We start from the raw sequence: 24,717 nt of genomic DNA, 5'->3' as shown, positions 1-24,717 counted from the left end.
CTCGCCAGGCTAACGAAATTGAGGTCGTGACGTGGAGATGGTCCTGAACTGCGATGACGGCGGACGCCGATGACCGACCAGGCACTACCGGCCCAACTGACCCTCGAGACCCGGATGAGGGAAGTGCTTGCGGCCTCTCGCGGGCGAGCCCGCTCCCTGACACCCCAATACGAGCGGCTCTGGGACCGCCTCGAGCGGATCGCGCGCGGCGGGAAGCTGCTCCGACCCAGACTGCTCATCGACACCCACACCGCACTCGGAGGGACCGATGAGAGCGCCGCGATCGATGCGGCCTGCGCGATGCAGCTGCTCCACATCGCCCTCGTCGTCCATGACGATGTCATCGACCACGACACCCTGCGCCGCGGCGAACCGAACATCACGGGCAGCTTCGCCGCCGAGGCCATAGAGCGCGGGGCGCCGGAATCGACCGCGACCACCTGGGGTGAGGCCTCCTCGCTGCTGGCCGGGGACCTCATGCTCACCCTCGCCCAGTCGCTGCTGGCCAGGCTCGATGTCGACCGCGACCGTCGCATCGCCATCCTCGACATCGTCGAGGACACGATCGCGCAGAGCGCGGCCGGGGAGCAGTCCGATGTGTGGCTGAGCCTCCGCCTCGAGCGGGCGAGCGCCGAGGAGGTGCTCGAGATGATCGCCCGTAAGACCTCGGCGTATTCCTTCGAAGCCCCGGTGACCGTAGCGGCTGTGCTCGCCGGATCCTCACCCGAGGTCATCGACCGGCTCGGGGCGATAGCCCGCCGAATCGGCATCGTCTATCAGCTGCGCGACGACGTGCTTGGGGTCTTCGGCGACGAGGCTCGGACCGGCAAGTCCGCGCTCAGCGATCTGCGGGAGGGCAAGGAGACCCTGCTCATCGCCTTCGCCCGCCCCGACCCGGGCTGGGCCGAGGTTGACCACCTGTTCGGCCGCCCGGATCTCGACGAGGTCGACGGTCAGCGTCTGCGCGAGAGCATCGAGGCCACCGGGGCACGCATGTTCGTCGAGTCGATGATCGCCGAACGCTGCGAGGCGATCGGCCGGCTCATCGATGAGGCGGATCTTCCGCCGCGCCTCGCCGCATCTCTGCACGCGCTGACCGCGGCGAGCGGGCTGCGGGAGTCATGAGCGCACGTAAGGCCCTGCGGGAGGACGAGGCCGCCGAACCGAGCGTCGAACGGGAGGTGATCGGTGAGGGTCCGTCTGCGATCTGGCGCATCCGCTCCTTCGCGGCGGCACGGACGGTGCTGCGCGCCCGCACGTGCACATCTCAGGCGGGGTTCACCGCCGAGCGGATTCCGCGCGGAGTCTTCCGCCGCCATCCGATCCTCATCTCCGACGGCCCGGCCCACGACGCCCAGCGCAGGGATCTCGCCCGCTTCTTCGCTCCTGCCGTGGTCGCCGACCGCTACGGAGACTTCATCGCCGAACGCGCCGAGGCCGCGGTCGAGCACGTCGTCAGGCAGGGGCGGTGCCGACTCGACGAGGTGGCCCTGCACTTCGCGGTCGAAGTCACCGCCGAGGTGGTGGGACTGACCGAATCGAGTGTCGCAGGCATGTCCCGCCGGCTCGAAGGCTTCTTCACCCAACCTCCCGTGGACCTCGCGACCCCGAACTGGGGACGCACCCGCCTGCAGTGGCTGCAGGCCGCGATCAACGGACTCGTGCCGATCGGACGGTTCTATCTCGCCGACGTCCGCCCCGCAGTGAGGGCGAGACGGCGCGGCCGCGGCGGCTCTCGGGCCGGCGGCGATGTCCTCACTCATCTCATCGAATCGGGACACAGCACAAGCGACATCCTCGTCGAATGCGTGACCTACGGGACCGCGGGCATGGTCACGACCCGGGAATTCATCTCGATGGCCTGCTGGCATCTCCTCAGCGATCCGGATCTGGGTGCGGAGTACAGCCGGGCGGAGCAACCTCGGCGCCTCGAGATCCTCAAGGAGATCATCCGCCTCGAACCCGTCGTCGGCCATCTCTACCGTCGTGCCCGGGACGAGGTCGAGATCGCGGACGGCGGGAGCACCCACACCATCGCGCGGGGAGATCTCATCGACGTCTGCGTCCGCGAGACGAACACGGACCCTGCCGCTTTCGACCCGACCGAGTCTGGTCGAGACGATACCGAATCTGGCGGAGACGGCTCGGATCCGCACTCCCTGTGCCCGGCCCGCCTCACGGCAGACGGGGTGCCCGCGGTGGGGATGAGCTTCAGCGACGGAGCCCACTCCTGTCCGGGCCAGCCGCTGGCCCTGCTCGAGACCGATGCCCTGCTCCACCGCCTCCTCGCCCACCGCCCCCGCATCCTCGCCCACCGCCCCCGCATCCTCAACGAGCCGACGATCGGCTGGGACAGCGTCATCGCCGGCTACCGCATCCGCGGTCTGGAACTGGCCTTCGACCACGGACACGGCACGGAGCGCGGGGAACCAGATTACGGGGAGCCGGACTACGGACAGCCGGCTGGCCACGAGGAGCCGACATGAGCGCCTACGAATACCTGCTGCTCATGGGCGCCTGCGTGCTCATCACCCTGCCGCTCGAACTCCTGTTCCAGGCACGGGTCTACCGCCGTTGGAAGTCCGCACTGTGGGCGATCGTTCCGGTCGTCCTCGTCTTCTCGGTCTGGGACGTGGTGGCGATCGCCCGCGATCATTGGCACTACAACGAGCGGTTCGTCACCGGCATCCGCCTCGGCGACCTTCCGCTCGAAGAGCTCGTGTTCTTCCTCGTCATCCCCCTGTGCGCCCTGCTCAGCTACGAAGCCGTCGGGACGGTGCTGACGGCTCTGCGGTCTCGCTGGAGAACCGGAAGCGCTCGGAGCGCCGAAGGCGCACACGGCGACGCTGCGCAGTCGCACGAAACCCAACAGGCGCACGAGGAGGGCCGGCGATGAACCTTCCCGAATACACGGTCATGACGCTCATCGGCATGGTCGTCGTCATCGTCCTCGAGCTGCTCGTCGTCCGCAGCGGCATCTTCCGCCGTGCCCAGTACTGGGCGGCACTGGGCATCTGCCTGTTCTTCCAATGTCTCGTCGACGGCTGGCTGACGAAGCTGAGCAACCCGATCGTGCTCTACAACCCGGACGAGTTCTCAGGCATCCGCTTCCCCTTCGACATCCCGATCGAGGACTTCGGCTTCGGCTTCGCCATGATCACCGCCGTCCTCATGCTCTGGCAGCGCAGGCTGAACCGTCGTTCCCCGGTCGCCGAGGCCGCTGACGAGTCCAGAGCCGATGTTGCCGGAGCCGATGTTGCCGGGGCCGGGACCGAGGAGGCCGGCAACCGATGACTCCCCGCGACCGTCATGCACTCCGCATCCCCTCCCACCAGGGACGGGATCGGCTCCTGCGCCCCAAGCACGTCACGGTCATCGGCGGCGGGATCGCCGGGTTGGCAGCGGCCACGATCCTGACCGAGCACGGAGCCACGGTGCGTCTGATCGAACGGGAGGACCGCCTCGGCGGGAGGGTCCGGGCGTGGGGGATTCCCGGCGAGCGCACCATGTCGCGGGGTTTCCACGCCTTCTTCCGGCAGTATTACAACCTGCGCAGTCTGCTCTCCCGCGCCGATCCCGGGCTGCGGCGGCTGGTGCCGGCCGGCGACTATCCCCTGCTGCGCAGAGACGGCGTCCTCGACTCCTTCGCCTCGATTCCCCGCACTCCCCCGTTCAGTCTGGCCGGGTTCGTGCTCAGCAGTCCGAGTTTTCCGCTCCGCGGCCTCGCCGAGGTGGACCTCGCGACCGCCTGCGAACTCATCGACGTTGACTATCCGTCGTCGATGGACAGGTATGACGGGGAATCCGCCGAGGCGTTCCTCGACCGCCTGCGCTTCCCCGAGGGAGCCAGGCACCTGGCTCTCGAGGTCTTCGCCCGGTCCTTCTTCGCCGACCCCGCAGATTTCGCGGCCGGGGAGCTCGTGGCGATGTTCCACACGTACTTCACCGGCTCGTCCGAAGGCCTGCTCTTCGACGTCCCCGACGACGACTACGACACCGCCCTGTGGGCGCCCCTGGGCCGACACCTCGCCGAGGCAGGGGTCCGGATCGACACTGGCACCGAGGTGACCGGGCTGTGGCCGTCGGACGACGGTGGCCGGTCGGAGGGATCTGGACGGGCGGCGAGGTCTAGACGTTCGAGCGGCGCTGGTCGATCGGACGGATTTGGTCGGTCGGACGGGTCCGGGTGGACCGTCGAGACGACGACCAGCACTGGCACCACCGAAGCAGCCGAGACCGATGCCGTCGTCCTCGCGGTCGACCCCCGCAGCCTGCGCGAACTCGTGGCCGATCTCGCGTCACGATCCGAGCCGACCGAGTCAGTGGACTCAGTGCAGGCCCCCTGGCCTTCGGACCGGACCGGCGGGGACGATGTCTCCGCTCGAAAACGATGGGTCGAAGACCTGGTCTCGCAGACGAACGCGCCTGCGTTCGCCGTGCTGCGACTGTGGCTCGGTGGCGAGGTGGCGGAAAATCGGGCCGCGTTCCTCGGCACCACCGGCTACCGCCTGCTCGACAACGTCTCCGTGCTCGACCGCTTCGAGGCCGGAGCCCGACGGTGGCGGCAGACTCACGGCGGATCGGTCGTCGAGCTGCACGCCTATGCCCTCGAATATCTCGACCGCGAGGCGATCACCTCTCAGCTGGTGGCTGACCTGTACGAGGCCTACCCGGAGACGAGGCACATCCCGATCGTCGACCAGGAACTCCTCATCGAGGACGACTGCGGCCTCGCCGATCCTCGGCCATGGGACCGCCGAGTCGGCGTATCGACGCCCTTTCCCGGTCTGGTGCTCGCCGGAGACTCCCTCCGGTGCGAGACGCCGGTCGCGCTCATGGAGCGGGCCGCAACCACGGGCTTCATGGCCGCCAACGAACTGCTGGCCGGGTGGAGGGTGCGGGGCACGGACATCTGGTCACCGCCTCGGCGCGGGCTGCTGCGACGAGGACTCATCGGCGCTCTTCGCCGCTGATGATCGTGCGTTGCCGGGCGGCGCACGATCATCCAGGCAGCGAACCGGTCATCAGGTCAGGCCCCGACGACGGTCGGGACACGTCACCAACAGCGAACACGACTATCAGCAGAGGTCACGTCACCGGCAGAGGCCCCGGGCTCGAGTCGCCGCGGATGAGTTTGAGGACGACCTCGGCGCTGATCAGGCACATCGGCACGCCCACGCCGGGCGAGGTCGTGGCGCCCGCATAGTAGAGGCCGTCGAGCTTCGTCGAGGCGTTCTTCGCCCGGAACATCGCACTCTGGTCCAAGGTGTGAGCCGGGCCGAGCATGCCTCCCAACCAAGAGTGATACCGCTCGGCGAAGTCTGTGGGGCCCTGTGTCTGTCGCACTCTGATCCGCTGCCGCAGGTCGGGAATCTCGGCCCACGCGGCGATCTGATCGATGGCCCTGTCAGCGGCGGCTTCGATGCGCGGGTCGCCGGTTCCGTCGGGTCCCCCGGCGCCGATTCCGGCATCGGCCGGGATGGGGATGAGGACGAAGAGGTTCTCGTGTCCGGGCGGTGCCACGGTCGGGTCCGTGGCACTGGGGCGACAGACGTAGATTGAGGCCGGTGAGGGAATCCGCGGGTGCGGACCGAAGATCGCGTCGAAGTTCGCCGCCCAATCCTCGGTGAAGAACAGCGAGTGGTGGGGCAGCTGCGGCAGCTCTCCGGCGACGCCGAGAAGGACGAGCACGGCGCCCGGCCCGCTGGACACCTTTTGCCAAGAGCCCTCGGGGCGGCTCCGGTCGACCGGGTCGAGCAGGCGGGTTTCCGTGTGGTGGAGATCGGCTGCGGAGACGATGATCTCCGCCGGGTGCTCTCGTTCGACACCCGCATCATCGACCCAGGTCACACCGGTCACCCGGCGATTCTTCGTGGCATTGTGGACAGTCCTGCCGTGCGCCTTCATGTCGCGCGCTCTCATGCCTCTCACCCTCGCGCCGCGGGCCGGCGTTGCGCGCGCCGACCGCGGCACCGCCTCGGCGCGGATCCGCGTGACATCGGCACCTGTATGGATGCGCACGCCCGCCTGCCTGGCCAACCGGACGAGGGAGTCGATGATGGTGCTGAATCCGCCCATCGGATAGCGGACGCCTTCGTCGAGGTCGAGGGTGCTCATGAGGTGATAGATCGCGGGCGCCCGCCGCGGATCGGTGCCGAGGAAGATCGCGGGGTACTGCAGGATCTGTCGCAGCATCGGATCCCGGACGGCGGAATTCGCGTGGGTCTCGAGGGAGGTGCCCAGCATGCGCATGAGAGTCGGCAGGGACCCGAGGATCTCACGGTCGAGCACCGAGGCGGCCGAGGTGAAGGGGTTATAGAGGAAGTGCGCGAGGGCGAGCTCCTTCGTCCGCTTCGCCGACTGCAGATAGTCGTCGAGGACATGCCCGGCACCACGCTCGGTGCGATCGAAGGCAGTGAGGACGCGGGCGGGTCCGTGGGGAATCGTCAACGATCGCACCGGAACGGTCGAGGCGTCGGCGGGACCGACCGCGCCGGCCCGACTGAACACCGTGTAACCGGGATCGAGCGTGCGCAGGTCGAGCTCCGCCTCGGCGGTGGTGCCTGCCAGGGCGAAGAAATGGTCGAAGACCTCGGGCATGAGATACCAGGAGGGACCCGTGTCGAACCGGAATCCGTCCCGTTCGAAGACGTCGATGCGCCCGCCGAGGTGGTCGTTCTTCTCGAAGAGATCGACCGTATGCCCCTCCTGGGCCAAGAGGATGGCCGTGGCGAGACCGGCCGCTCCCCCGCCGATCACGCCGGTTCGGGTGGTTCTGGGGGTTGGTGTGTTTCCGCTGGTTCCAATTGTTCCGCTAGTTCCGGTGGTCACTGGCGGCCCTCGTGTCGCGCGTGCACACTTGTTTCGTTCTCGCTTCGCGCGTGCTCGAGTGTTCGGCCTTCTGCCGCCGTGGTCAGAATGGCCTTCGCCGCCAGTCGCGCCTTGACGGCGTTGGGGACGCGGATGCGTTTGACGTAGAGCTCGGCGACGGGAGTCTCGGCGATCCGGTCGATGAGGGCAGTGAAGAGTGCGGCGGCGCTGCGGACTGCCGCGCGGGCATCCCTGGGCAGCAGTGTCATGGTGTCCTCGGCATGGGCGAGCTGGTCGCGGATAGTGCGCACCCAGGCTGTCTTCTCCGTTTCGGTGAGGCGTCCCTCGGCGGTGAGATAGCTGCGGCCGAGACGAATGCTGTCATCGGCGAGATCGCGCAGGAAATTGATGTTCTGAAAGGCCGCACCGAGCTGCCTGGCACCGAACTCTAGCCGCTCACGCTGGGTGGGTGTGCGGTCTTCGTCCATGAGGAAGACGGTGAGGCACATCAGCCCGACCACCTCGGCGGATCCGTAGACGTACCGACTGTGTTCATCGGCATCGAAGCCGCGCAGCCCTCGCGGTTGCGGGGTCGGTCGGGGCGGTGGGCCCGGTGGCACCGGCGGACGCGGTTGGTTCTGCCGAGTCGGCGGGGTCGGCGAAAACGGTCGCTGGGCAAGCGCTCTGGTGGCTGAGGAAGGAGATTCCAAGTCCTTGTGCGCGGACTCGAGGTCCGTGCGCATCGAGTCAAAGAAGGGGTCGATGAGTTCCGCGGTGATGCCCGCTGCCTGTGCCGTCTGCGCAAACGCGTGAATGATGAGGTTGTCGCTGATGCCTCGCTCCAGTCCGGTCTTCGTGGCGGTCACGAAGCTCTCGAGAAGACGCTCCTGGTCTTCGGGCGTGAGACCCGCGTCGGCTGCGAGTCCGTCCACGATCTCATCGGCGATGCGAACGAGCGCGTAGATATTGCGGATGTGGTCGCGGTGGCTCGGCCCGAGGAATCGTGTGGCCAGGGCGAACGAGGTCGAATAGTTCGCGATCACCGTTTTCGCCGCCTGCCGTGCAGTGCGGCTGAACTGGTCGTATGCGGTCGAGTTCATCACGACAGCACCTCGACCGGTTCCGAGGTCGCGTGCGCTGATCGTGAAGACATATCGTTAGCTTAGCTAACGAAATGCCTCGGCGCGCAATCGAAAGCGATATTTTCAGTGAATCCGTGGAGGTCGAGCGACTGCGGACGGGCGCGCAGCCTGGGGTGGGTGCGCAGCCGGGGACGATTCGCGATCAGGAGCGGCATGCGATCGGGAGTGGAGTACGGACGACGGGAATGACGTGCGATCGGGAACGGCATGCGATCAGGAGTGGCGCGCGGACGACTGGAGAGGCCCGCAACCAGACGTGGCATGCAGACGACGGGAACGACCTGCAGCCAGAACGGCCACACAGTTCACCGGAACCCGGCCCGACAGGGCCTGGCCTGACGAAACCCGAGCCCGACATCACGGGCAGCCTCGCGCCGGCATCACCACGGGTTCGCCAGCTGCCACCGTTTGAGCCAGTACCGATCGCCCTGATAGTGGGACTTCGCCGGCTTGCACCCGCGTAGATTCGAGTGGTCTCCAAGCCAAGTGCGTACCACTTCGGGCACCTCCCCCAGCCGCGACCTCCAGTCGTCGAGAGTCAGCGTGAGTATCTCACCGTCAGTCGATGCCAGTCGGCAGGAGTAGCTCGGCAGGCCGTCGGTGTTCTGCGAGTGTACGTATTCGATCTGCTCGCATCCGGTGGTGAGGTAGAAGCGGATGTATTCGCCCGAGACATCTGCGCACAACGATTTGAAATCCCTGTACCGCGTCATCCATTCAGGAGATTCTCGGCACTCCAACTGCCCCTGCCGGCCCAACAGCCTCTGGCACTCCGGTGCGTCCTGACGCTTCAGCGACCCCTGGCACCCCGGGGCGACAGCCGACCCCGATGTCGGCCGCTCGTCACGCGAGTGACCCAGATTCTGCACCTCATATTCGTTCATGCGTTCTATTATGCAACGCGTATCCACCCTTGAACAGCAGGGAGTCGAGCTCCGCAACCCAGCATCCGGCGCCAATCCGCCACAACGCCGAGCCCAATGACCCCGCCGGAGACAAAAGAGAACGCATTCGAACGAGGAGCCCAACTCGAATGTGTCCGCGCCCAGTCGAGCGCGGATCCGATCAGCGCCAACCGCGGCCACACTCGCCGCCGATCCACACCGAAAATCTCATGTCAGTGCCGAATGCGATCCTGAATATACAAAGATCACCATCAGGACATGAGGGGCAATGATGAGATTGAATTATTATCGGCTCAGGTATTTACGCATCTAGTTCTATTCTGTTACCATTGATGTACTAGTTTATTCGAAGAAATATCACCACTCTTCCCCGACAAAGATGTCAGAGGCAGGTGAAACGACATGAAGACAACCGTTGACTACGACAATGACTCGTCCGACGCTGAGAACAACTCAGCCGGCGCAGAGGCCGAGAAGCCATTTCAATCCGCCCGTTACTCACTCAGGATCGGTTCAAGCCTCACTGAGTTGGCCAAGGCGTCGACGGCAGCAGACCAAGCCCACATCCTGGTCCTCGAACTGATCTCAGGAACGGTCTTGGACGAGGTGATCAAAGCACTCGACACCCCGGTGCCCGAAGACGGCACCCCCTACCGCTTCGCAACGATCGCGCAGTCGACTGCGAACACGGACAACGAATCATCTGGGCCCGCTTCCGAACCGGCCACCGAGCCGGTACCCGGCGAAGGAGCTGAGCCGGTCTCTGCCCGAATCACCGAAGCGGTCTCCGGCGACCGATCAGCCACCCGCATCGACACCGACCCGTGGAGCGCCTCCTACGGCGCTCCACTGGCATCCAAGAACTCGGGCACCGAGGCCCCGTCCCAAAGGGCCTCGTCCCAGCAGGCCGAGACCGCCAACGGCGCAGACGACGGGCCGGTGGCGAAGGCCGAAGGGTCTCCGGAGGCGAGCCCCGAGGGCCTCCCGAACTTCCCCTGCTACTCCAGGACCATGACCTTCTTCGAGTGGTCTCGTGAAAATGTGGCACCGGAAGACGTCGCTGAGGCAGCATCCATTCTCGGAACATCCGTGGTCCGAGCTCTGCGCCAGCTGACCTCCGCGATGACTGTCATCCATGGACTGCCGCGATTCGCTGAACGCGCTCGTCGCGGAGAGTTCGCCACCGCACACGTCGAAGCCGTCGCCTACCTCTGCGTCGATACCCAGTTCCAGAATTTCCCCCACCTTGACGACTACCTCGCCAAATGTCGATCGTCAGTGACCAGCGATTCGCTCCTCCGAGCACTGCGAAAGATCCTCCAGCTGATTCAACCGCGCGAGGACTGTTCTCAGATTGCATCTGAACGTCGTTTCGTCGACGTCACCAATCACAGGGACGGAACGGCCAGCATCCGACTGTGGGGTCCCGCGTTGGAGATCAACGCCAGCTACGACCGCGTCCGCGCGATGGCCAAAGCGGTCAGAACCGACCAAGTGAACACGTTCAACCTTCCGGCCGGAACCAAGATCGTCGACGACCGGGACATGCAGGCGCTGATGAGCGATATCTATCTGCGCCCTCAGCCCAAGCTCAATATCACCGTTCGCCGAGTCGACCCCGTGACAGGCATTCTCTCCAGCGATACACGGCCGCTCCTCGACAACGAAGGAACTCCGCTCTTCGGCGCCAAAGACACGTCCGCCTCTGGGCTCATGGCTGCGGCCGGATTCACCGATTCCACCGGTTCATCGGCCGGCGGCGATTCGACGTTCGGAATCACTCCGCAGAGTTTCGAACGCCCCGACACTATGGTTTCGGTGGAAATGCCGACCCACGAGTATTGGCTGCGGAACCAAGCAGGTCTGGTCGCAACCGTCCCCTTCCTCACACTGATCGGACAGTCCGAACTGCCGGGCATTCTGCCGGACGGATCGCCGATTCCGGCGGATCTTGCTCGCCGACTCGCCGGCGACAGCCCGACCCTGACGAGGATCCTCACCGATCCGGCCACCGGCACTCCCCTCGATGCGAAAGCCACCAGCTACTCCATTCCCAAGGATCTCCGCAGGACACTCATCGCCCAGTGGACGACCTGCACGATCCCCGGTTGCACACGCCGAGCGGTCAACACGGAGATCGACCACGTCATTCCGTTCTTCCACCTCGATCCGATGAAGGGTGGAAAGACTCAGTTCGGGAACCTGCACCCATTGTGCAAACGCCATCATGCGCTGAAGACTGCCAAAAGGTACACCGTGCGAATGCCCGAATCGGGACTGGTCGAATACGAGTTCCGACATGGGGTGAAGGCCCGAAACTTCGCACCGGATCAGCCGATCAATGTTGCCCAAGCTCAGCAGTTGAATGAACTGTGCAACCTCAAGCCCCGACGGTGGAGAGTGCCCAAACACAAGGTTCCTACGCCTCCGAGAATCCTCGAGCTCATGCCGGGAGAATCGACACTTCGAGAACGGGCGGAGGTCAGACGGGCCGCCGAGGAAGAAGCAGCACGACAGCGCGCACTGCAGGAAAGGTTCGAGCACAATCGAGCAGAACGACACCGGCAGATGCTCGAGCGGTCACTGGACTGGGGTGCAACGAGACTTCAAAAGGAACTTCCACCAGGGCCCAACCCTGTAACCATGAAGCAACTTGGCCCGGGAAAATACACCGGATACTGGCGAAAGCCCGACCGATACATCGCGGATCGATTCGCCCACAAATTGATCAACGGCTACATTTGGGTGGACAAGCCAGCCCGCCCGAAACCACAGCCACGGATCCAATGGGAGCACGATCCGGAATCGGATCCCCCGCCGTTCTGATTGTCCGAATCCGTCCGCAGTCCGACCAATTGCTGGTGGTGACAAGTGTCGAGAATGGCGGACTGGGCGGTGACTGGGATCAGCGAGTCTTGCCGGCCGCTCGCATGAGGACCACGGCTAGTGCCGCGCAGAGCAGATAGATCAGACCGACGACTGCCCATCCCAGCAGGAAGCCGCCAGACGAGCTGACGATCAGCCCCATGATCAGTGGGCCAGCGGCGAACCCAGCAAACATGCCGGCTGTGACCATTCCGCTGGCGGAAGCCATCGACGCCGAGGGGATCGACCGCATGAGAGCGCTCATCAGAACCACGGAGACACCGAGCGCCGAGGCTCCGTGCAGTGCCGCTGCAAGCCACAGTGGCCATGCCCAACCAGTCAACCCGGCAACGGAGAACATTCCCGCGCCCACAAGGGCGATGAGTGCCAGGAGCAGCAGCACGTGAGGACCTGAGGCGCCGCGTGCCATCTGTCTCGCCCATCCGACGCGGGCCGCCACGCCGACCGCTCCGGCGAGTGCCGCCGTGGCACCGCCGAGCACAAGCGGGAAACCCAACTCGCGCACGGAGAACAGCGGCATATAGACATTCGTTGCCTGAACCGCGATTCCGTTGAGAAGACCGAAGAGCCCCAGCGCCCACACCATCATCGGATACCTCGGCGAACGGGTCCGAGCAGCTTCAGCAACGACGTCAGTCGCTGAGGAGGCAACGGTCGCCTCGGTGGGGTCGTCAGTCGTCTCGGCAGTGTCCACAGCTTCGTCGCTGCCAGCAGCCACGGCCTCGTCGCTGCCAACAGTCTCTGCATCGCTGCCAGCGGCCTCGTCGTCGACGGGCGGTTCCGCAGCTCCCGGGAGCATCGGTGTGACGCGCAGTGCGTGCCAAGACATCACCATGAGGACAAGCGGGATAAGCGCGAGCACGAGCGACGCACCCCGCCACCCGGCGATACCGGCCAGCAGCGGAAAGACGACGCTCGCCACCAACTGGCTGACCTGCACGCCGGACTGTTTGATTCCCACCCACCCGATCCGCTTCGAGTCCGGAACACGGTCGAGCAGGATCCGATTCGTGACCCCGTTGGTGAAGGATTGGGACACCCCGGAAAACGCGGCGGCAAGCACCAGCACTCCGAAGCCTGCAGGAATCCCGACCAACAGCAGAGCCGCCGCGGCGAGCGCGAAGATCGCCGTCATCAGCGAAGTGTCCGAGTGCCTGTCAGCCATACGCCCCAAGGTGGCGTTGCCGATCGCGGCGCAGGTGAAGCAGGCGGTGGCCAAGAGACCGAACTGGGCCTCAGTGATGCCGAGATCGACGATGAGGGAATCGCTGGAGGCACTGAGTCCGTAGAGCAGGAGCGGTCCGGCGCTGACAGCACCCAGCAGGACCGTCAACAGTCCTGTGCCTGGTCCCCGCCGATCACTGCTGTCCACCCGTCACTCCTCTTCACGGTCCAACTCAGCATGATATTCCGTGGTGGAATCGCGGTGGAATGAGTCCGCCTGATGACCACCGGTGACTGTCATCGACAGTGAGTGCAGGAGAATCACGGCCAGCTAGTCTGTGGCACATGTCGAAGCTGCGAGTCGTCACCGCCATGGCCGGGGCGGCACTGTTCGGACTGGGAATCGGCGCCACGATGATCGTCATCGTCGTAGCCATCATCCAGTTCGTCGAAGAAGGCCAGGTCGCCTGGTGGATGTTCGCGATCACGATCGCCCCGGCGCTCATCGGCTGGGCGATCGTGCGGCTCTGCGGTGCGCGACTCGGGGAGATGCTCGACAGGCTGCCGAGCATCTGAGCACCGAAAACTGCTGCTTCGGCCCCAGCTCAAATCTTTGAGGGCGAGGCCCCTCAGGTCAGGCCACTCAGCTCAGGCCACTCGCTCGGGATACGAATAGGCATTGAAACGGCCCCGGCGGTTGAAGCCGATGACTGTCACGCCGACGCTTCGCCCGTAGTCGACGGCCATCGCCGAGGGCGCGCTGACCGCCGACATCAGCGGGATGCCCGCCATCGCCGATTTCTGCACGAGCTCGAAAGAGGCACGCGCCGAGACCTGCAGCACTGTCTTGCGCAGGGGCAGGCCGTTCTCGTGGTTCGCCATGGCCCAGCCGATGACCTTGTCCACCGCGTTGTGGCGGCCAACATCTTCGCGACCGATGAGCAGCTCCGGCTCAACATTCGGGTCCTCGCCGACGGCGAAGAGAGCGGCGGCGTGGACTCCCCCGGTCTTGTCGAACACGGTCTGCTGCGACCGCAGACGATCCGGGAGCTCGCCGATCCGGGCCGCGGAGAGCAGCGGCGGGAACTCATACTCCTCGTCCTCGCCGAGGTGGCACGACGCGGGAATGAGCGGATAGGCCGAGGTCTTCGTCACCGCATCGATGGCCGCCGTCCCGCAGATTCCACACGAGGACGAGGTGTAGACGGATCGGGCGGGGGCCGCCTCGGCGCTCCAGAAACCCGGCCGCAGCCGGACCTTCGCAACGTTGTAGTTGCGGGAGCCGTCGGGAGCGAGCCCGGCGGAGAAGTCGATCTCCACGATGTCGTCCATCGAGGTCACGACCGCCTCGGAGAGCAGATATCCGACGACGAGCTCCACGTCGTTGCCCGGGGTGCGCATCGTCACGGAGAACTGCTCGCCGTCGAGCTGGATCTCGAGCGGCTCCTCCCCGGCCAGGGAATCCGGACCGGCGGAGATCTCTCCGGTGGCGTCGAACTTGTGGACTCGGGCGCGAACGGCTCTGCGCTGCTGCATGGCGATCAGACCCTGGGCCCATGGTCGGTGGTGTCCTCGACCGAGGTCTGGATGTGTTCGAGGAGGTCGTCGATGACGGTGATTCCGTCCTTGACTCCGCCCTTCGAGCCCGGGAAATTGATGACGAAGCTGCGTCCGCGAACCCCGGCGACTCCGCGGCTCATCACCGCCGAGGTGGTCGATTCGAGTCCCTTTCGCCACATTGCGTAGACGAGGCCCGGTGACTGTCGTTCGAGGAGTTCGGCGGTGAATTCCGGGGTCCGGTCGTCGGGCGCCAGACCCGTCCCACCACTGGTGACGATGATCCGCGGGCGGTCCTCGCCCGGGGTGTCGATGAGGAGCGCGCGGAGTGCCTCACCCACCGGTTCCCCGTCGCGGACGACGATGGCGTCGGGGGTCTCGTAGCCGCGGCCGCGCAGCCACTCGACGAGGATCGGACCGGTCGTGTCCACCGCCTCTCCCCTGGCCGCCGAGGTGGAGGCGATGATGACCGCCGCCGACCGTCCGGCGCCGAGGAGTTCGGCGTTGTCGTTGTCTGTGCTCACGATGCCATCCTACGTCTCCCGGTGGGTAAGCTGAGAGCGCGACCGGAGATCGCGAACTGAGTCCGACCCGGGATCTCGAAACGAGGAGGAGGCGCGGTGGAGGATCTGTCGCTGAGCACGCTCATCTGGCTGCGGATGGTCCGCTTCGTCCAGAACAGCAACCAGCTCTCGAACGATCATCTGCGCCAGTTCGGCCTCACCGTCGCCCAGTTCGAGGCGCTGGCCCACATCCGCAACTTCCAGCCCGTCACCCAGACCGACCTCGCCAAGGGGCTCACCGTCAGCGGCGGCGGCATGTCCCGAATGCTCGCCCGCCTTGAACGCGAGGGACTCATCACCCGCGAGCAGACGTGGAAGACCAAGCACATCTCCCTCACCGAGGCGGGGCTTGCCCTCCTCGAACGCGCCTTCCCCTCCCAGCTGCACCAACAGTCTGCCCTCTTCGACGACGTCCTCGACGAGGACGAGCAGCGGACGCTGCACGCACTGATGAAGAAGCTCTACGACCACAGCGTCGCCGAACGGGCCACGGCGGAAGAAGACGGCTGAGCCGCCTCGGCGGGTGGTTGAGCACCGCCTCGGCGGGCGAGGAATAAATCTCCGCGCGCATCAGTTGACAGGGCAAATGATCAATCGAGATCGGCCCTGCGGGACGGTCTCCGGCGCATGGGAGAGACCTTGAGCGAGAACACGACCACCCTGGATCCCGTCGGATTCGACCCCACCAAGGGGCTGCAGTTCGGGATGTACAGCCTCGGCGATCATCTGCCGAACCCCGCCGATGGCACCCGGGTGAGCGCGGGCGAGCGCATCCGCGAATTCGTCGGCTATGCGAAAGCGGCCGAGGAGGCGGGCTTCGACTTCTTCAGCGTCGGCGAGAGCCACCAGGAGTTCTTCGCCTCGCAGGCACACGCGGTCATCCTCGGCGCGGTCGCGCAGGCGACCTCAATGATCCGGATCGGCAGCACCTCGACGATCCTGAGCACCTCGGACCCGGTGCGCGTGTTCGAGAACTTCGCCACCATCGACCACCTCTCCGAAGGCCGGGCCGAGCTCGTCGTCGGTCGCGCCTCGCGGATCGGACTGTTCGAACTCCTCGGCTACGATCTGCGCGACTACGAGGAGCTTTTCGAGGAGAAGTTCGACCTGCTCCTCACAATCAGCCGCGAGAAATCGGTGACGTGGTCCGGACAGTTCCGTGCTCCACTCGACAACGCCGAGGTCCTGCCCCGCCCCGAGCAGAACCCGCTGCCGATCTGGCGCGCGGTCGGCGGCGCGCCAGCCAGCGCGGTCAAGGCGGGACTGGCCGGCGTCCCCATGGTGATGGCCCACCTCGGCGGGACCACCTCGTCGTTCAAGCCCACCGTCGATTCCTACCGTCAGGCCGCACGTCACGCCGGTTTCGATCCCGCGTCCCTGCCGATCGCCACGGCCGGGTTCCTCTACACGGCTCCGACTTCGCAGGAGGCGCTGCGCGGGCTCTACCCGCACATCAACGAAGGGATGCAGCGCACGAACGGGCAGGGCATGCCCAAGCAGCTCTTCGCCCAAAGCGTCGACCCGGCGAGCATCGTCAACATCGGCAGCCCGCAGCAGATCGTCGAGAAGATCCTCCACCAGCACGAGGTCTTCGGCCATCAGCGCTACCTCGGCCAGATCGACTTCGGCGGGATGCCATATGACCGGGTGATGAAGCAGATCGAGACCATCGGTTCGGAGATCATCCCGGCCGTGAAGAAGTACACCGCCACCCAGGAGACCGCCTGATGAAGATCGTCGTCCTCTCCGGCTCGAACGTCGGAACGAAGACCCGCACCGTGATGGACTACGTCGCGCAGGCGGTGATGGCGCAGGACCCCGATATCGAGGTCACGCTCATCGACCTCGCCGAGGCGGACATGGTCTTCTCCGACGGCCGGAACTTCACCGAGTATTCGGGTGACACCGGGCGGGTGACCGCGGCGCTGATGGATGCCGATGCGATCATCATCGGCACGCCGATCTTCCAGGCCTCGATTCCCGCGAGTCTGAAGAACGCCTTCGACCTGCTGCCGGTGGGTGCCTTCCGCGACAAGGTCGTGGCCGCGGTCGCGACGGCTGGCTCGGCGAAGCACTATCTCATCCCGCAGCAGCACCTCCTGCCGATCCTCACGTATATGAAAGCGCAGGTCGTCTCCCCGTACGTGTTCGTCGAGGAGCGCGATCTGCACCGCGGCCAGATCGTCAGTGAGGATGTCGTCGCCCGACTCGACCGCCTCGTCGAGGACACGATCGTGCTGACGAGGACCTACACGGCAATTCGTGAGGAGAAGGAAGCCGCCTACGGCTTCTGACGCGAGAGGAAACACCGCGCGCGCCGACACCACCTGCCACCACCACCGGCCGTTACCCCATCGCCGGCGGAAGCGCATTCAGTGTCCTGCCATGTTCACCCAATAGCGTGTGATTGCACTTTCAACCAATCTTGGAGAGCAGCTTGTACGCCACGACCGGATTCCCCACCACCGTCCGCGACATCGTCACAGTGATTGCCCGCATCGGCCTCGGCGCCATCTTCATCGCCCACGGCTGGCAGAAGTTCAACGAATGGACAATCGCCGGCACCACCGAATCCTTCTCTCAGATGGGAGTGCCCACCCCGGAGATCGCCGCACCGTTCGCGACCTTTGTCGAGCTCATCGGCGGAGCACTGCTCATCCTCGGTGCTTTGACCCCGATCGTCGGAGTGCTTCTGGCCGCCAATATGATCGGCGCCCTCGTCATCGCCCACCTCACCGCGGTGCCCTTCGTCGACCAGGGCGGCTGGGAACTCGTCGCTGCACTGGCTGCAGGCGCACTCCTGCTCGCGGCGATGGGCCCGGGCCGCTGGAGCGTCGACCGGTTACTCTTCGCGGGGAAGAAGACCAAGGCCGGCCGGTCAGCCGCAACTCGATCGACCGCCGCACGTTCGGCCGCTGAAGTCTGAGACAGACACCCACCGGCACCTCTTGACGCGCACCCCCTCAAGACTCACTCTTTGAGGTACACAGCGCGTCACCTGGGTCCCGCCGCACCGGCGGCGGGACCCTGCGCTCGAGAAGGGCCGCATCATGGGACTGCTCACCTTCAGCATCAACGTCACTCTCGATGGCTGCGTCGACCACCACGAGGGCATCGTCGACGATGAGACACATGCGTGGTTCACACGGCTGATGGACGAGAACGGCGCCATGCTCTGGGGCCGTGTCACCTATGAGCTGATGGAAGGCTACTGGCCGGCAGTTGCTCGCGGTGAGGTCGATGCTCCGCCGGCGATACGCGAGTGGGCGCTCAAGCTCGAAGCCAAGCAGAAGTATGTGGCGTCGTCGACGCGAAGCGACTTTCCGTGGACCAACAGCCACCACCTCGGCGGTGATCTGCAAGCATCGGTCCAGGAGCTCAAAGATGCGACCCCGGAGGGAGTTCTCATCGGCAGCGGCAGCCTTGCGACCGAACTCGACCGACTGGAACTGATCGACGAGTACCGGTTCCTCGTCCACCCGCGGATCGCCGGGCACGGCCCCACCCTGTATCAGTCCGGACTGCCCAGCACCCGACGCCTCGACCTGATCTCCGCGCAGCCTCTCAGCAACGGCGTTCTCGGCCTGCACTACCGACGGGCGGGCTGAAGCCGGTCGCGACCCGGGGCTCGATTCGGCGCTCGATTCGGCACCCGACTCGGTTCTGCACCGGCCCGGCTTTGCCCCGCCGAACCGGGATGGATATCCTGAAGACGGAAGAGTGTCCGGGACGACCCGAACGCCTACAGTCACGATGAGGACGGCCTCAGAATCAGGATTCGACCGTCATGACTGCCGCAATTCGCGATATCGTCACCCCCACCGCCATCATCCGCCTCGCGCTGGGCTGGGGCGCGTTCGTCGCACTCGCCTTCGCCGGGCCATTGCTCGAACCGCCGGTCCCGGGTGCCCTGCTCGTCACCGCACTCATCGTCATCGTCGGCGTCATCCTCGTCTGCGCCTTCGGCGTCGTCCACGAGGCCGAGCAGCTCGCCCACCGCCTCGGCGACCCCTACGGTTCCCTCGTCCTCACTCTTTCGATCGTCCTCATCGAAGTCGTCCTCATCGCCGCAGTCCTGCTGGGGCCCGGGGATCATGCGACGATCGCCCGCGACTCCGTGATGGCGGTGTCGATGATCATCCTCGGTGCCGTGGTGGGACTGTGTCTGATGGTGGGCGGCCTGCGGCACGGAGACATGGTCCACAACCGGACCGGGGTCTCGTCCTATCTGGCGATGATCGTCGTGCTCTCCACACTCGCCTTCGCTCTGCCCGCGGTCATCGGCTCCGACGGCAGCTATGCACCGTGGCAGGAGATCCCGATCATCGTGCTGACGATCGGCGCCTATGCCTTCTTCCTCTTCCGTCAGATGGGCGCCCAGGCCGAGGACTTCACCGAAGTCGACCCCAGGGTCCGGCCCCGGATGACGGCGATGACTGCAGAGTCGAAGGCGGTGTCCGGTACGGAAGAATCCGCCGCCGAGGTGGGGGCTGAGTCCGAGAGGAAGTCTGAGTCCGAGGTGGGGGCTGGCTCTCCCGGCATCGTCGAGATCCTCTCGACCCACCGGACCGAGATCCTCGTGCGCCTGGCACTTCTCGTTGCGACCGTGGCTCCGATCGTCCTGCTGTCCCACGATATGGCTGCCCTGCTCGATGACGGACTCGGCCGCCTCGGTGCACCGACAGCTCTGTCGGGCATCGTCATCGCCATCATCGTCTTCCTCCCCGAGACGATCACTGCGATCAGGGCCGCGTGGGCCGGTGAGATCCAGCGTGTGAGCAACCTCTGCCATGGCGCACTGGTCTCGACGGTCGGGCTGACGATTCCCGTCGTCCTGATCATCGGCCTGCTCACCGATCAGCCCATCGTGCTCGCGGAGTCACCGGTCAATCTGCTGCTGCTCGGCGTGACGATCCTGCTCTCGGTCGCCTCATTCGCCGCCAAACGGGTCACCGCTGTGCACGGGGCCGCGCACCTGGTGCTCTTCGCGGTGTTCGGGATCGCAGTGTTCTCCTGAGGTTCAGGGGCGTGATCACGTTCAGGGGCGTGATCGCGTTCAGGCTCGTGATCGCCAGAGCGCAGCCTCAGCCCTGCGTTCCGCGCCTGCGGATGGTGAGCTCATCGGTGATGCGCTCGAGGGTGTGGGCCGAGGTCAGGGCCGCCCAGCCGCGGGCCAGGGTCTGAACCAGGACCGAATTGTCCATTCGTCGCAGCCCCAGTCGATCGTGTGAGGGCTGCAGGAAGCGCCCCATCCCGAACAGGACGAGGGCGTAGCCGAGGGCGAGGAACAGCACCGGAAAGATCCACATGCCATCATGGTCTCCCCGCGTTGGATCAAGCACAAGCAATCGTTTCTATACGTCTGTCAGCCATCACTTTATAATCAGAGCATGCTCGACACCCACCGACTCGCGATCTGGAGGGCCGTGGTCGCCAGCGGCTCCGTCCATCAGGCCGCGGCCAACCTCCAATACACTCCGGCGACGATCAGCCAGCACATCATCCGACTGCAGACAGAGGTGGGACTCCCCCTCTATGAGAGGAAGGGCCGAGGGATCGTGCCCACTCCCGTCGGAGTGCGCCTGGCCGAGGAGTCCGGCGAGGTCTTCTCCAGCCTGCGCCGCCTGGAATCCACCCTCGAGGACCTGCGCCGAGGGCCGCGACCGCGCCTCGAGATCGGCTGCTTCTCCTCGGCGGCGAAGGAGTGGATCCCCGCCATCGTCTCCTCGGTCGTCACCGAATTCCCCACAGTGCAGTTCGAGATCAGCCTCAGTCCTGCGACGGACGCCGAGGATTGGCATCCGCACGACCTCGAGATCCACTCGGAAGAGCCGTCCCTGCCGCCGACGACGGTCCCGGGGTTCCGTCGGCAGGTGCTCACCGAAGAGGACTACCTGCTCGTCGTGGCCGCCGATCACCGGCTGGCCGACGCCGAGGCGGTGTCGATGTCCGAGCTGCAAGACGAGTCCTGGGTCGCTGCGGACATCAGCAACACCCCGGCGGGCCTCATCATCACCCGCGCCTGCAATGCCGCGGGCTACGAGCCCCGCTACGCAGCCGGCTCCGATGACCACTACGCGGTCCTCGCCATGGTCGCCGCGGGCGTCGGCGTCTCGGCCCTGCCCCCACTGGCGATCCGCACTCTGCCGGACGGGGTGACCACGGTGCCGCTGACCGATCCGACACCTCGGCGCAGGATCGTCCTGCAGACGCGGGAGGCGGTGCACCATCACGAATACGTGCGCACCGCCGAGGAGCTCATCCGCGCCCGGGCCCAGGCCTCGTGACTGCGGCGGTGACGGCCTCCCGGGGCGAGGAGACGGAGTGTCCGGCAGCGCATTCCACCACGGCTCGGACGGGTTCGCCGCAGTCGCGGTGGCTGACCTCGAGCGGCGGCCCTTCCGGCCCCGCACAATATCGGTCACCCCAGCGCAGCAGGGCGATCATCACCGGATAGAGATCAAGACCCTTGGCCGTGAGTCGATACTCTTTCCGCGCCCGGCGCCCCGGCTCACGGTAGGTGTTGGCCTCAAGAACGTCCGCTCTGACAAGCGTGCGGAGCCGATCGGAGAGCACAGAATCGGAGACGCCGAGGTGGTCGCGGATCGCATCGAAGCGGCGAACCCCGTTGAACGCCTCCCTGAGGATGAGCACCGTCCACTTCTCCCCGATGACATCGAGGGTCCTCTGGATCGAACACTCGGTGGTGTCGAATTCGCTCCAGTCCATCGTCTCTCCTTCGCTCGGCCCGATCGATTTCACCCGGCCCGGCCGATTTCACCCGGTCCGCCCGATGCGGTTGCCCCGCCGTGTCTTGCCGACGTGCTCGGCCCGGTTGACCGTCAGCTCCATTCTAGGCTAACTTTCAAATACGCAGTCAGATGTACGAGCATTGAGTCAGTCGGACGGATCGCCTCGGCTGCGAGATCGCAGAGGAGCAGGATGGACACGCACGAGAATTCGATCCCGGATGTCTCACTGGAGGGAGCGAGCCGCTTCGTCGCGGCCACCGGACTGGTCGTCGACGAGGTCACTCCCACCTCGGTGCGAGGTCATGCCGAACTCGGACCCGACCACCACACGCCCTGGGGCGTCGTCCACGGCGGCGTCTACACGAGCATCGTCGAAAGCGCCGGCAGCATCGGCGCCTCCCATGCCGTGGCCGATCGCGGGGAGTTCGCCGTCGGGGTCCACAATGCCACCGACTTCCTTCGCCCGACCACCGGCGCCACGGTCTCCGTCGAGGCCAGCGCCCTGCATCAGGGACGCACCCAACAGCTGTGGGAGGTCATCATCTCGGATTCGTCATCGTCAAAGGTGCTGGCCCGCGGTCAGCTGCGCCTGCAGAATGTGCCGCTGCCGAAGGCAGAGGACTGAGATGAGCACGAACAGCACCACGAACCCCACGAACTCCACGGCCGGCGAATCTTCTTCGACCCACGAGACGACGGTGACCTGGACCGATCCGGCGAAGGCACTGGCACACCTGCCGACGCTCGACGGCATCGACTACCTGCGCAGGATGGCCGCCGGAGAGATCCCCGGTGCCCCCATCGGCGCGCACGTCGGTATGGAGATCGCCGAGGTGGGTGAAGGAACGGTCACATTCCGTTCCCATCCCGACGAGTCCCATTACAACCCGATCGGCATGGTACACGGCGGCTTAGTCTGCACCCTGCTCGATTCCGCGCTCGGCTGCGCCGTACACACCACCCTGCCGGCAGGAACGGGATACACCTCGATCGAGATCAAGGTGAACTATCTGCGACCGGTGTCCAAGGACAGCGGTCCTCTGCTGTGCACCGGCCGGGTAACGAAGAGCGGCCGCCGGGTCTCCTTCGCCGAGGGAGAGGTCATCGACAACTCGGGCAAGACCGTCGCCACCGCCTCGGGCAGTCTGCTCATCTTCCCGCTCGAGGCGTCCTGAGATTCAGTTGCGGGCCCGGTCCCGCAGTGCGTTCTTCCGGATCTTTCCGGTCGAAGTCGTCGGGAGCTCATCGACGAATTCCACGGTAGCCGGCACCTTGTACCCGGCGATTCTCGTTTTGACGAAGGCGATGAGTTCGTCCTCGCTGATCTCAGCACCTCCGGCAGGCACCACATAGGCCAGCGGCCGTTGGCCCCACTTGTCATCGGGCATGCCGACGACCGCGACTTCGGCCACTGCCGAGTTCGCCACGATCGCCTGTTCGACCTCGATCGTCGAGATGTTCTCGCCGCCGGAGATGACGATGTCCTTCGCCCGATCGAGGATCTGGACGTATCCGTCGGGGTGCATCACCGCGAGGTCACCCGAGTGGAACCACCCGCCGCGGAAGGCCACCTCGGTGTCCTTCTCCGCGTTGAGATAGCCCTTCATGACATTGTTGCCGCGCATGACGATCTCACCCATGGTCGCCCCGTCACGCGGCACGTCGTTGAGTTCGGCATCATCGCGCAGCTCGACCACGCGCATCCGGTCGGCACTGATCATGCCGATACCCTGACGAGACTTCAGCGCGGCCCGCTCTTCGACCGGAAGTTCGGACCATTCCGGCTGCGGTTCGCACGAGGAATACGGCCCGTAGGTCTCCGTGAGCCCGTAGACGTGGACGACCTCGATTCCCAACTCTTCGAGCATGGAGATCGTCGTCGGCGAAGGCGGGGCTCCTGCCGTGGTGATCGACAGCGTCCCCGACATGTCGTGGGCTTCGGCGGCTCCGGCTATCGTGTTGAGCACGACAGGAGCACCGGCCATCCGAGTCACGGACTCGTCATCGATGAGTCGCCAGGCTTCGGTGCCGCGCACGGCCCGCAGGCACACATGCGTGCCGGAAACCGCGGTCAGCGCCCATGTGGTGCACCACCCGTTGCAGTGGAACATCGGCAGAGTCCACAGGTACTTCGTCAGCGGTCCGAAGCGCTGCGTGATCACCTCGCCGAGGGAGTTGAGGTAGGCACCCCGGTGTGAGTACATCACGCCCTTCGGACTGCCGGTGGTCCCCGAGGTGTAGTTGACCGTGATGGCAGCCGTCTCATCTGCGACCTCCCATGATCGAGGACTGACCGGCGCTTCGGCGATCCAGTCGGCGTAGTCTTCAGCCCCCGTCAGGTTCCCGGGTGAACCATCCTGTTCGGGGTGGTTGACGACGGCTTCGACGGATTTCGCGCAGCCGGCCTCGGTGATCGCTCGCAGCAGTTCCGCGTCGCCGAAGAGGAACCGAGCACCGCAGTGTCCGAGGATGTACTCGACTTCGGGCGGCGCCAATCGGGTGTTGAGCATGACGAGCACTCCGCCGGCCAGCGGAACTGCGTAGTGGGCGATGAGCGCTTCGGCGCTGTTGGGCGCGATCACCGCGACGGTCTCACCCTCGGCCAGACCACGACGTTTCAGACCTTCGGCCAAGCGTTGGACCGTATCGGCCATCTCCCGATAGGTGATGCGCCTGGGCCCATCGATGACCGCTTCTCGCTCGGGGTGGGCTTCCACTGAGCGCTCGAGAAAACGCAGCGGTGTCAGGGCGGTGTCCAGTCCGGTCATGGTCGGTCTCCTCATCGTCGGCGACAAAGGCTCTCCTGCCGCTCTCATCGGTGAGTGAGAGCAGCTCGGGCCGTGAGCACACGCCCAGACTACCGAGGGATTGAGATCCGGCGCACACAGGGAACGTCCGCGCAGACGCCGGTGCAAGCGTCTGCGCGGACGTCGGTGCA

At 65.6% G+C, this 24,717-nt stretch carries 25 protein-coding genes; 16 read left to right on the top strand and 9 right to left on the bottom strand.

The genetic code is table 11. The features are described from left to right. Window positions 1-69 precede the first annotated feature (69 nt). The 5 genes from CV023_RS06650 to CV023_RS06630 are packed head-to-tail and all read left to right on the top strand — an operon-like array spanning window position 70 to window position 4,973. Window positions 70-1,125, top strand: coding sequence for a polyprenyl synthetase family protein (locus tag CV023_RS06650; RefSeq protein WP_230744689.1), 1,056 nt, complete (start codon window positions 70-72; stop codon window positions 1,123-1,125). After that, complete coding sequence (locus CV023_RS06645; protein ID WP_230744688.1) at window positions 1,122-2,486, top strand: cytochrome P450; 1,365 nt, start codon at window positions 1,122-1,124, stop codon at window positions 2,484-2,486. The genes CV023_RS06650 and CV023_RS06645 overlap by 4 nt, the downstream gene beginning before the upstream one ends. Further along, entirely contained in the window at window positions 2,483-2,896 is a 414-nt protein-coding gene (locus CV023_RS06640) for a lycopene cyclase domain-containing protein (RefSeq protein ID WP_230744687.1), read from the top strand. The genes CV023_RS06645 and CV023_RS06640 overlap by 4 nt, the downstream gene beginning before the upstream one ends. Beyond that, window positions 2,893-3,294, top strand: a complete 402-nt coding sequence (locus CV023_RS06635) for a lycopene cyclase domain-containing protein (RefSeq protein WP_230744686.1) — start codon at window positions 2,893-2,895, stop codon at window positions 3,292-3,294. Before CV023_RS06640 ends, CV023_RS06635 begins: the two co-directional genes overlap by 4 nt. Further along, complete coding sequence (locus tag CV023_RS06630; protein ID WP_230744685.1) at window positions 3,291-4,973, top strand: FAD-dependent oxidoreductase; 1,683 nt, start codon at window positions 3,291-3,293, stop codon at window positions 4,971-4,973. The genes CV023_RS06635 and CV023_RS06630 overlap by 4 nt, the downstream gene beginning before the upstream one ends. A gap of 115 nt (window positions 4,974-5,088) precedes the next feature. On the opposite strand, the gene crtI is transcribed toward CV023_RS06630, so the two are convergent. The 3 genes from crtI to CV023_RS06615 form a co-directional block, all read right to left on the bottom strand. Next, window positions 5,089-6,831 (bottom strand): phytoene desaturase family protein, encoded by a 1,743-nt coding sequence (gene crtI, locus CV023_RS06625; protein WP_230744684.1) that lies wholly within the window; start codon window positions 6,829-6,831, stop codon window positions 5,089-5,091. After that, entirely contained in the window at window positions 6,828-7,910 is a 1,083-nt protein-coding gene (locus CV023_RS06620; protein WP_230744683.1) for a phytoene/squalene synthase family protein, read from the bottom strand. Before CV023_RS06620 ends, crtI begins: the two co-directional genes overlap by 4 nt. A 422-nt stretch (window positions 7,911-8,332) precedes the next feature. Continuing rightward, the gene (locus CV023_RS06615) at window positions 8,333-8,836 is read right to left on the bottom strand and encodes a hypothetical protein (RefSeq protein ID WP_230744682.1); all 504 of its coding nucleotides are present in this window, start codon (window positions 8,834-8,836) and stop codon (window positions 8,333-8,335) included. 423 nt (window positions 8,837-9,259) lie between these two features. Here CV023_RS06615 and CV023_RS06610 point away from each other — a divergent pair, with 423 nt between their 5' ends. Then, entirely contained in the window at window positions 9,260-11,683 is a 2,424-nt protein-coding gene (locus CV023_RS06610) for an HNH endonuclease signature motif containing protein (RefSeq protein ID WP_230744681.1), read from the top strand. A 79-nt stretch (window positions 11,684-11,762) separates the two neighbouring features. Here the strand turns inward: CV023_RS06610 and CV023_RS06605 are convergent, their stop codons facing one another. Then, entirely contained in the window at window positions 11,763-13,076 is a 1,314-nt protein-coding gene (locus CV023_RS06605; RefSeq protein ID WP_230744680.1) for an MFS transporter, read from the bottom strand. A 176-nt stretch (window positions 13,077-13,252) separates the two neighbouring features. Between CV023_RS06605 and CV023_RS06600 the strand changes: the two genes are divergently transcribed. Continuing rightward, window positions 13,253-13,483 (top strand): hypothetical protein, encoded by a 231-nt coding sequence (locus tag CV023_RS06600; RefSeq protein WP_230744679.1) that lies wholly within the window; start codon window positions 13,253-13,255, stop codon window positions 13,481-13,483. A 72-nt stretch (window positions 13,484-13,555) separates the two neighbouring features. Here CV023_RS06600 and fdhD read toward each other — a convergent pair whose 3' ends face one another. Then, window positions 13,556-14,443 carry a formate dehydrogenase accessory sulfurtransferase FdhD gene (gene fdhD, locus CV023_RS06595; RefSeq protein ID WP_230744678.1) on the bottom strand — a complete coding sequence of 296 codons (888 nt, stop codon included), beginning with the start codon at window positions 14,441-14,443 and terminating at the stop codon, window positions 13,556-13,558. 5 nt (window positions 14,444-14,448) lie between these two features. Further along, window positions 14,449-14,988 (bottom strand): MogA/MoaB family molybdenum cofactor biosynthesis protein, encoded by a 540-nt coding sequence (locus CV023_RS06590; protein WP_230744677.1) that lies wholly within the window; start codon window positions 14,986-14,988, stop codon window positions 14,449-14,451. Window positions 14,989-15,084: 96 nt separating this feature from the next. On the opposite strand from CV023_RS06590, the gene CV023_RS06585 reads away from it, so the two are divergent. The 6 genes from CV023_RS06585 to CV023_RS06560 all read left to right on the top strand — a co-directional run bounded on the left by CV023_RS06585 (window position 15,085) and on the right by CV023_RS06560 (window position 20,044). Further along, complete coding sequence (locus tag CV023_RS06585) at window positions 15,085-15,537, top strand: MarR family winged helix-turn-helix transcriptional regulator (protein WP_230744676.1); 453 nt, start codon at window positions 15,085-15,087, stop codon at window positions 15,535-15,537. Between the two features lie 129 nt (window positions 15,538-15,666). Continuing rightward, entirely contained in the window at window positions 15,667-16,755 is a 1,089-nt protein-coding gene (locus tag CV023_RS06580) for an LLM class flavin-dependent oxidoreductase (protein WP_230744675.1), read from the top strand. After that, window positions 16,755-17,321, top strand: a complete 567-nt coding sequence (locus CV023_RS06575; protein ID WP_230744674.1) for an NADPH-dependent FMN reductase — start codon at window positions 16,755-16,757, stop codon at window positions 17,319-17,321. Before CV023_RS06580 ends, CV023_RS06575 begins: the two co-directional genes overlap by 1 nt. Before the next feature lie 143 nt (window positions 17,322-17,464). Continuing rightward, complete coding sequence (locus CV023_RS06570; RefSeq protein WP_230744673.1) at window positions 17,465-17,953, top strand: DoxX family protein; 489 nt, start codon at window positions 17,465-17,467, stop codon at window positions 17,951-17,953. A 124-nt stretch (window positions 17,954-18,077) separates the two neighbouring features. Further along, window positions 18,078-18,635, top strand: a complete 558-nt coding sequence (locus CV023_RS06565; protein WP_230744672.1) for a dihydrofolate reductase family protein — start codon at window positions 18,078-18,080, stop codon at window positions 18,633-18,635. Between the two features lie 179 nt (window positions 18,636-18,814). Beyond that, on the top strand, window positions 18,815-20,044 hold the full coding sequence (locus CV023_RS06560) for a calcium:proton antiporter (protein WP_230744671.1): 1,230 nt from the start codon (window positions 18,815-18,817) through the stop codon (window positions 20,042-20,044). A 67-nt stretch (window positions 20,045-20,111) separates the two neighbouring features. Here CV023_RS06560 and CV023_RS06555 read toward each other — a convergent pair whose 3' ends face one another. Next, on the bottom strand, window positions 20,112-20,336 hold the full coding sequence (locus CV023_RS06555; protein WP_230744670.1) for a hypothetical protein: 225 nt from the start codon (window positions 20,334-20,336) through the stop codon (window positions 20,112-20,114). 81 nt (window positions 20,337-20,417) lie between these two features. On the opposite strand from CV023_RS06555, the gene CV023_RS06550 reads away from it, so the two are divergent. Continuing rightward, window positions 20,418-21,314: a LysR family transcriptional regulator gene (locus tag CV023_RS06550; protein ID WP_230744669.1), complete on the top strand. Its 897-nt coding sequence runs from the start codon at window positions 20,418-20,420 to the stop codon at window positions 21,312-21,314. Here the strand turns inward: CV023_RS06550 and CV023_RS06545 are convergent. Beyond that, a complete protein-coding gene (locus CV023_RS06545) occupies window positions 21,286-21,756 on the bottom strand; it encodes a winged helix-turn-helix transcriptional regulator (RefSeq protein WP_230744668.1) in 471 nt (156 codons plus the stop codon). The genes CV023_RS06550 and CV023_RS06545 overlap by 29 nt on opposite strands. Before the next feature lie 213 nt (window positions 21,757-21,969). Here CV023_RS06545 and CV023_RS06540 point away from each other — a divergent pair, with 213 nt between their 5' ends. Then, complete coding sequence (locus CV023_RS06540) at window positions 21,970-22,404, top strand: PaaI family thioesterase (protein ID WP_230744667.1); 435 nt, start codon at window positions 21,970-21,972, stop codon at window positions 22,402-22,404. Between the two features lies 1 nt (window position 22,405). Beyond that, a complete protein-coding gene (locus CV023_RS06535; RefSeq protein WP_230744666.1) occupies window positions 22,406-22,954 on the top strand; it encodes a PaaI family thioesterase in 549 nt (182 codons plus the stop codon). 3 nt (window positions 22,955-22,957) lie between these two features. On the opposite strand, the gene CV023_RS06530 is transcribed toward CV023_RS06535, so the two are convergent. Then, window positions 22,958-24,547 (bottom strand): AMP-binding protein, encoded by a 1,590-nt coding sequence (locus tag CV023_RS06530; protein WP_230744665.1) that lies wholly within the window; start codon window positions 24,545-24,547, stop codon window positions 22,958-22,960. Window positions 24,548-24,717: the final 170 nt, after the last annotated feature.

This window comes from Brevibacterium sp. CCUG 69071 (assembly GCF_021023135.1).
Taxonomy (GTDB): Bacteria; Actinomycetota; Actinomycetes; order Actinomycetales; family Brevibacteriaceae; genus Brevibacterium.
The sequence above is the reverse complement of the archived record's forward strand: the minus strand, read 5'-3'. Positions and strand labels throughout refer to the sequence as shown.